A 7,523-nucleotide genomic window follows, 5' to 3' on the forward strand; every position below is an offset into this window, starting at 1 on the left:
GGAATTATTACTTTATGACTACTGTTAAAGTCAAGGAAAATGAGCCATTTGAAATTGCAATGCGGCGTTTTAAACGTTCTATTGAAAAAACAGGTTTACTGACCGAGTTGCGCGCACGGGAATTTTATGAAAAACCCACAGCGGTGCGTAAGCGTAAACATGCTGCGGCAGTAAAACGTACCTATAAACGGTTACGTAGTCAGATGTTGCCACCCAAATTGTATTGATTCCATTTGTTTTCCTGGGTTTCATCATTTAATGAAATTAAGGCAAAAAATAACCGAGGATATGAAGTCGGCAATGCGTGCAGGGGACGTGCAGCGTCGAGATGCGTTACGTTTGCTGCAAGCTGCCTTAAAACAAAAAGAAGTTGATGAGCGGATTGAGCTGGACGATGGTGCCGTAGTTGCTGTGATAGAGAAAATGCTTAAGCAGCGTCGGGATTCCATTTCGCAATATGAAGCGGCACAGCGTCAAGATTTGGCGGATATCGAAAAATTTGAGGTAGAGGTTCTACAGGTGTATATGCCTGTAGCACTAAGTGATGCTGAGCTGGATGCTATGATAAACGAAGTGATTACTTCACTTGGAGAAAGTGGGTCACCAAAAATTGGGCAGATCATAGCGCTGCTTAAGTCAAGGCTTGCAGGTCGGGCAGATATGGGAAGGGTATCTCAGCTGGTAAAGGAAAAAATCGCATCAAATTAAGTTGAAGCTAACCGGCTAATACCTGTTCCAGGCAGGCATACTTCAGAAGAGGTGTGCTCCGAGTGGTCTTTTATCGGAGATTTATTACCCATAAATGATTGCGCAGCCATTTATTCAGGAATTGTTGGATCGTATCGATATTGTCGATATTGTTGCAAGACATCTTAAACTCAAAAAGGCCGGTGCAAATTTTACAGCGTGCTGTCCTTTCCATAATGAAAAAACCCCGTCATTTACTGTAAATTCGTCCAAGCAGTTTTACCATTGCTTTGGTTGTGGCAGGCACGGCAATGCCATTAATTTTTTGATGGAACATAGTGGAGTCAGTTTTGTCGAAGCAGTGGAAAGTCTCGCGGCGCATGCTGGTATGCAAATTCCTGCTTGGAAGAACATTAATTCAAAAGCATCCGATTCAGGTGAAACTTCATTGAATGAAGTGAGATTTGATGAGGTTATACAGACATCATCTGATTTGTATGGGCGGATGGAGCAGGCTGCAAAGTTTTATCGTGTGCAACTCAAACAATCAGAGTTGGCGATTGCTTATTTGAAAGATCGAGGGGTGTCAGGGCAGACCGCTTTGCATTTCGGAATCGGATACGCACCTTCTGGCTGGCAAAATCTGGCTGAGATCTTTACGGATTATCCGTCAGGTGATTCCAGTCATGCGCTGGTGCGATCAGGTTTGATCGTTGCTCATGAAAGCAAAAAAAACTATGACCGTTTCCGTCATCGGATCATGTTCCCTATTCTCGATCTTAAAAAGAGAATAATAGGGTTTGGCGGACGAGCATTGGATGGGAGTGAACCGAAGTACCTCAATTCGCCGGAAACTCCGTTATTTATCAAAGGACGCGAACTTTATAATCTGGTATCAGCCGGTCCGGCAATCCGAAAATCAGGTCGGGTAGTCGTCGTAGAAGGTTATATGGACGTTGTAATGCTGGTGCAGCACGGCATTGAAAACGTAGTGGCAACTTTAGGTACGGCAACGACGTCTACGCATATCCAGAAGCTTTTACGTTATACGGATGAAGTGGTTTTTTGTTTTGATGGAGATGAAGCCGGTACAAAAGCTGCTTGGCGAGCATTAGAAACCAGTTTGCCGCAACTCAAAGATGGGAAGGATATCAAATTCTTATTTCTACCGGATAAAGAAGATCCAGATAGCTATATTCGCAAATACGGCAAGGATGCTTTTAAAAATCTGCTGGAAAAAGCTCAGCTGCTATCTGTGTTTTTTTGTAAAGAGTTATCTAGCCGTGTGAATCTTAGTACAAGTGAGGGACGTGCCCGATTGGTTCAGCAGGCAGAACCGCTGCTTGTGCAGATTAATGCTCCTATATTTGGATTTATGTTAATGAAGCGTATTTCTGAGTTAGCTGGAGTGGATCAGAATCAGCTGATTGCTTTTCTGAAACCCGGAAAGAAGAATCAGCCTTCCATATCTCGTTCAAATGTATCCAGGCCCTTATCGGTTACGCCATATCGAAGGTTGATACAGATTTTGCTGCACACTCCAGCTTATGTGGATAAGCTGGATACAGATCTTTTTGCATTAAATGATGGTCAAAATGAGGAAAAGGCACTGCTGGCTGCATTGGTGGATTTTCTTAAAACATCTTCCTGCACTTCGATGGATGAATTGAATTCAGTAGCAATCATGTTGCATCTTGATCAAACTCCGCATCGTGTTTTATTGGAAAAGATTGCCCGGGATATACATGTAAAAGATGTAGATTGGGATATCGATGCTGAATTTACTGGAGCAATGGTGCGATTACGAGAAGCTCAACGTAAGTCGAGAGTGGCTGAGTTACACAATAGACCGCTTGCATCACTTACTCCGGAAGAGAAAAAAGAGTTGCGACGATTGATACTTTCTTGAGCTGTGGTGTGCAGGACCTTTTACAAGGTGATCAAAATAAAAAATGTGGGGTATATCAAATTGTGTTGCCGCGATTGGTTGATAAGCGATACTTTTGTTCATCTATTAAAAGCGCGTCAGAAATTTGATATAATTAAAAGCTTTCGGTTTGTTTCGTCTTTAGTCTTAATAGGTGCTCTGCATGGCAAAAGTAAAGGTGTCAGAATCAGCTAAAAAAAATACGGTTACATCACAAAAAACGACTGAAACAAAAAGTAAAAAAACGCCTATTACAGTCCACGATGATGAGATTGAAGTGGTAGTTAAGGGTGCTGGCGATATTTCTGTGGCTAAATCAGGGGGTGCATCTGTTAAAAAGAAGGCGATCACCAGGAAAAAATCTGTCAAGGGAACGAAGTCCAGCGGTGATCTAGCTGCCTCGCCCGGACAGGATGTGGTGATGCCTGAAACAGGAGTGGAAGAGTCGAAACTCGTTGATGATATTTCTGAAAAAAACAAAGTGAGCAAAAAAGATAAAAGCCTTCTTTCAGAGAAGCAGGTTATTGAATTGAGCAGGAGCTCCGTATCTATATCATCGGGCGATGATGTTGAATTACGCAGAATGCGTTTGAAGAAATTAATTATGCAGGGTAAGGAACGCGGTTATCTGACTTACTCTGAGATTAACGACCATTTGCCAGATGATATGTTGGATGCTGATCAAATTGAAAGCATTATCAGCATGATCAATGACATGGGTATTTCGGTACACGATGAAGCGCCTGATGCAGAAGCTTTGCTGATGTCGGATACAGCGACGGCGGTGGCTGACGAGGATGTGGCTGAAGAAACGGAAGCGGCACTTTCTAGTGTGGATTCAGAGTTTGGACGTACTACAGATCCAGTGCGGATGTATATGCGTGAAATGGGTTCGGTAGGGTTGTTGACGCGAGAAAGTGAAATAGAAATCGCCAAGCGTATCGAAGATGGTTTAAGACATATGATCCAGGCAATTTCTGCCTGTCCGACGATTATAGAAAACATACTTGGGCTGGCTGCAGATGTGGAAAGCGGCCAGTTGCGTGCAGACGAGCTGGTCGATGGTTTCTTGGATGACGATACAGAGGAAATCATAGGCAAGGGAATGCCTGAAGAATCACTGGATCAGGACTTTGATTCGGATGAAACTGAAGAAGAGCAAATCGCTTCGGCCAATGCCGATATGCTGAAGATGAAAAATGAGGTGCTGGAGCGTTTTGCTATGATACGCCAAACCTATGATGATATGAAAAAAATCATTGATAAAAAGGGTGGTGGGCGCCAAGACAAGAAATATAAGCAGCTGCAGGAAAAAATTTCTGCCGAACTGATGGCAATGCGCTTCTCGGCCAAGATGGTTGAAAGATTGTGTGATACACAGCGTGCTATTGTGAATGATATTCGCAGCTGCGAACGCAAAATTGCTGAATTGTGTGTCGTGCGGGCAAAAATGCCACGAAATCATTTTATTAAGGCATTTCCAGGTAACGAAACAAATATTGACTGGATCAACTCGGAAGTGGATGCAAATCAGCCTTACAGCCAATCTCTTGAGCACTATCGCCCGGCTGTTATGGAGCAGCAGCAAAAGATGCTTACTCTTCAGGAACAGGCTGGTATTCCTATCAAGGAATTGAAGGAAATTAATCGTCGTATGACGACGGGTGAAGCCAAAGCACGACGTGCAAAGCGCGAAATGACAGAGGCTAATTTGCGGTTAGTTATATCAATTGCCAAGAAATACACTAATCGCGGATTGCAGTTCCTTGATCTGATACAGGAAGGTAATATCGGATTGATGAAGGCAGTTGATAAATTCGAATATCGACGTGGATACAAGTTTTCAACGTATGCGACATGGTGGATCCGTCAGGCGATTACACGCTCTATCGCAGATCAGGCACGTACTATTCGTATCCCAGTGCACATGATAGAAACTATCAACAAGATGAATCGTATCTCCCGTCAGATTCTGCAGGAAACCGGACAAGAGCCAGAACCTGCAGTACTTGCAGAAAAAATGGAGATGACTGAGGAAAAAATCAGAAAAATCCTTAAGATATCAAAAGAACCAATTTCAATGGAAACACCTATTGGTGATGATGAGGATTCTCACTTGGGAGATTTTATTGAAGATGTCTCTACCATGGAGCCGGCCGATGCTGCGATTTATGCAGGATTGCGTACTGTCACAAAAGATGTACTGGACTCTTTAACGCCTCGGGAAGCAAAGGTTTTACGCATGCGTTTCGGTATTGAAATGAATACAGATCATACTCTAGAAGAGGTAGGAAGGCAGTTTGATGTGACGCGTGAACGAATTCGCCAGATCGAGGCAAAAGCGCTGCGAAAATTAAGGCATCCTGCCCGATCTGACCGATTACGCAGCTTCCTGGATAGTGGAAATTCCTGATACTATATTAATCAAATTGAAAAAAGAAGCTGTCAAAAACTTCTGTCATCAGGGTCTGTAGCTCAGTTGGTTAGAGCAGGGGACTCATAATCCCTTGGTCGTAGGTTCAAGTCCTACCAGACCCACCATTCAATCAAATAGTTATGGGTTATATAACCCATAACTATTTCCGCAAACCGCTACTTCGTTGGAGTGGTTTTGTCACCTTTTCTCTCCCGAACATATATCTCCGTCATCATGGTGACTGATGCGTGTCCCAGTTGCTTTTGAGCCTGTCTGATATCATCTGCAGACTCTGCTTTATCGATCCCGGCTTTTGCACACAAATCGCGGAACTGAAATTTGCCTTTATCTACGCTGGCCGCTTCCCTGATGACCTTATCAAAATGTGCGCGCAGCGTGATATATGCCAGCTTCTTACTGGCTGTAGTAGTCTAATTTGCCCGGACACCTTGATAGGTGGAAAAAAACCCATCATCCGAGGAGTTTTACATCAAAAAGCAATGTAGGCCATGAAAGAATGGTATAAAACTCATCCCCATCTCTTTCATAAAAAACCATACAATCATTCAGGATGCGACAGCTAGCTTCTCCTGCTTAGCTTCCATCGTCAATTGAATCAGTTGCAAGCGTGACTTATTAATGGTGATTTGAGGTAACTCAGATTTTTATTTTATAGACTTTCAGTTCTATTTGGAGTATAAGTAACTATATAACGAATTTGTTTCAAAGCTTTTGCAGTTATTGGTGTTCCTGTTGGTATTCCATGTGCAATCTTAGATTCAAATAGCTCTACGGAAGCCTTTCCGTTTTTTGACAAAGGAGTATTCACATGACGACAGGTATAGTTAAATGGTTTAATGATGCAAAAGGTTTTGGGTTTATTACCCCTGATGATGGTAGCGAGGATTTATTCGCGCATTTTTCTGCAATCAGCATGAATGGATTTAAGACTCTGAGAGAAGGTCAAAGAGTTTCTTTTGATGTGACACAAGGTCAAAAGGGTAAACAAGCATCCAATATTCAAGCTCCCTGATTAAGACTTGATCTGATAAAAAGCCCAGCCCTTAAGAAGCTGGGCTTTTTGCTGTTTACCCTACATTCCCCACCTTTCCATTCCCTTCCTTGCCATCTGTGCAGGTAATTCACCCCCCCCCCCCCCCCCCCCCCCCCCCCCCCCCCCCCCCCCCCCCCCCCCCCCCCCCCCCCCCCCCCCCCCCCCCCCCCCCCGGGTGATCCATCCAGCTAGGGGGTCTCATCCACCTCAGTCCAACCGGTAACGAGTAGATCCTGAAGATCTTCAGAGCATTCCACAAAGGCCGCCAATTCTACGTGGTAAAGTATTGGCCCAGACTTTCAGTTCTGTGATCAGTTTGTCTGTTAGTTACTACGATGGTACGAGCTAATCTCTTATAGCGACGGGATCTGGCTTTGTCCAGACAGGTGCCTTGATAGACAGCTTCGGCGCAGGAGGTGCCTTTGCTTCTTAATACCTTAATAGTCATTGCCATCTCCTGTGTTAACAATAGCGGCCACCTTGTAGAAAAAGTGACCAGCTTAATTCAGGGGGGCATTTTTACATTACCGGTGACACTCCAGCCATAAGGACGATCCCTCCCTTCTGGAAACCGGATTAACGTGGTCAAGTAAAATCGGACACCTCAGTTAAGCTGCTTTTATCGATTTTGCTGCTTCTGCTTCATATTGATTCGGACTTTTGTAATCCAGGTATGAATGCAGTCTTTGGTTATTATAAAACACGGCGATATACTGCAAAATATCCTGCTGTGCTGCATGGCGGGTTTGGTAATGCCGCCATTGGCAGCGTTCCTGCTTGAGGCTGCCAAAGAAACTTTCCGCAACCGCATTATCCCAACAATTTCCCAGACGACTCATACTGCCAATAAAACCGTATGCTTTCAGTAGATTGCGGTATGCTTTGCTAGCATACTGCGACCCACGATCCGAATGCACGATCAGGCCAGGCGGTGGCCGGCGTAGCCAGATCGCCATTCGTAATGCATCACAAACCAGTGTTGCTTTCATCCGTGAGCTCATACTCCAGCCCACCACCTTTCGGGAGAACAAATCGATGACAACCGCCAGATACAGCCAGCCTTCCTGAGTCCAAATGCAGGTAATGTCGCAAACATAGACTTGATCCGGTCTGGCAACCGTAAATTGCCGATTCAATTGGTTCTCAAACACTGGCAACGGGTGATTGCTGTCCGTCGTCACCTTGTACTTCTTCCGGTGTTTCACTTGTATCCCGGCTTCTTGCATTAGTCTTCTCGCCTTCCAGCGACTAACCCGATAGTCCAAGGCATTTAGCGCTCGTTTCATCCTGCGACTGCCATAGGTGTAATCGCATGATTTTGCAATATTCTGCACAGCATTAAGTAGTTGCCTGTGGTGTAGATCATCCGGGCAATTGCAGCGGCGTTGTTCATAGTCATAGTAAGCACTGCGACTGACACCCAATAGCCGGCACATCAG

6 protein-coding genes and 1 tRNA gene are annotated in these 7,523 nt (G+C 44.4%); 6 read left to right on the forward strand and 1 reads right to left on the reverse strand.

Going from position 1 to position 7,523, the window contains the following annotated elements; genetic code table 11:
• Positions 1-14: 14 nt before the first annotated feature.
• The 6 genes from rpsU (at position 15) to cspE (ending at position 6,063) form a co-directional block, all read left to right on the forward strand.
• Complete coding sequence (rpsU, locus tag C8R14_RS04675) at positions 15-227, forward strand: 30S ribosomal protein S21 (RefSeq protein WP_011110871.1); 213 nt, start codon at positions 15-17, stop codon at positions 225-227.
• Between the two features lie 31 nt (positions 228-258).
• On the forward strand, positions 259-708 hold the full coding sequence (locus tag C8R14_RS04680; RefSeq protein WP_011633425.1) for a GatB/YqeY domain-containing protein: 450 nt from the start codon (positions 259-261) through the stop codon (positions 706-708).
• 94 nt (positions 709-802) lie between these two features.
• Positions 803-2,596 (forward strand): DNA primase, encoded by a 1,794-nt coding sequence (gene dnaG, locus C8R14_RS04685; RefSeq protein WP_011633426.1) that lies wholly within the window; start codon positions 803-805, stop codon positions 2,594-2,596.
• A 181-nt stretch (positions 2,597-2,777) separates the two neighbouring features.
• Positions 2,778-5,027: an RNA polymerase sigma factor RpoD gene (gene rpoD / locus C8R14_RS04690; RefSeq protein WP_177165352.1), complete on the forward strand. Its 2,250-nt coding sequence runs from the start codon at positions 2,778-2,780 to the stop codon at positions 5,025-5,027.
• Between the two features lie 51 nt (positions 5,028-5,078).
• Positions 5,079-5,155: transfer RNA gene (locus tag C8R14_RS04695), tRNA-Ile, on the forward strand.
• 704 nt (positions 5,156-5,859) lie between these two features.
• Complete coding sequence (gene cspE / locus C8R14_RS04705) at positions 5,860-6,063, forward strand: transcription antiterminator/RNA stability regulator CspE (RefSeq protein WP_011633429.1); 204 nt, start codon at positions 5,860-5,862, stop codon at positions 6,061-6,063.
• Positions 6,064-6,692: 629 nt separating this feature from the next.
• Here cspE and C8R14_RS04710 read toward each other — a convergent pair.
• On the reverse strand, positions 6,693-7,523 hold an 831-nt coding region (locus tag C8R14_RS04710; protein WP_110332566.1), incomplete at its 5' end, for an IS3-like element ISNieu3 family transposase.

It is taken from the genome of Nitrosomonas eutropha, from assembly GCF_003201195.1.
Lineage (GTDB): Bacteria > Pseudomonadota > Gammaproteobacteria > Burkholderiales > Nitrosomonadaceae > Nitrosomonas > Nitrosomonas eutropha.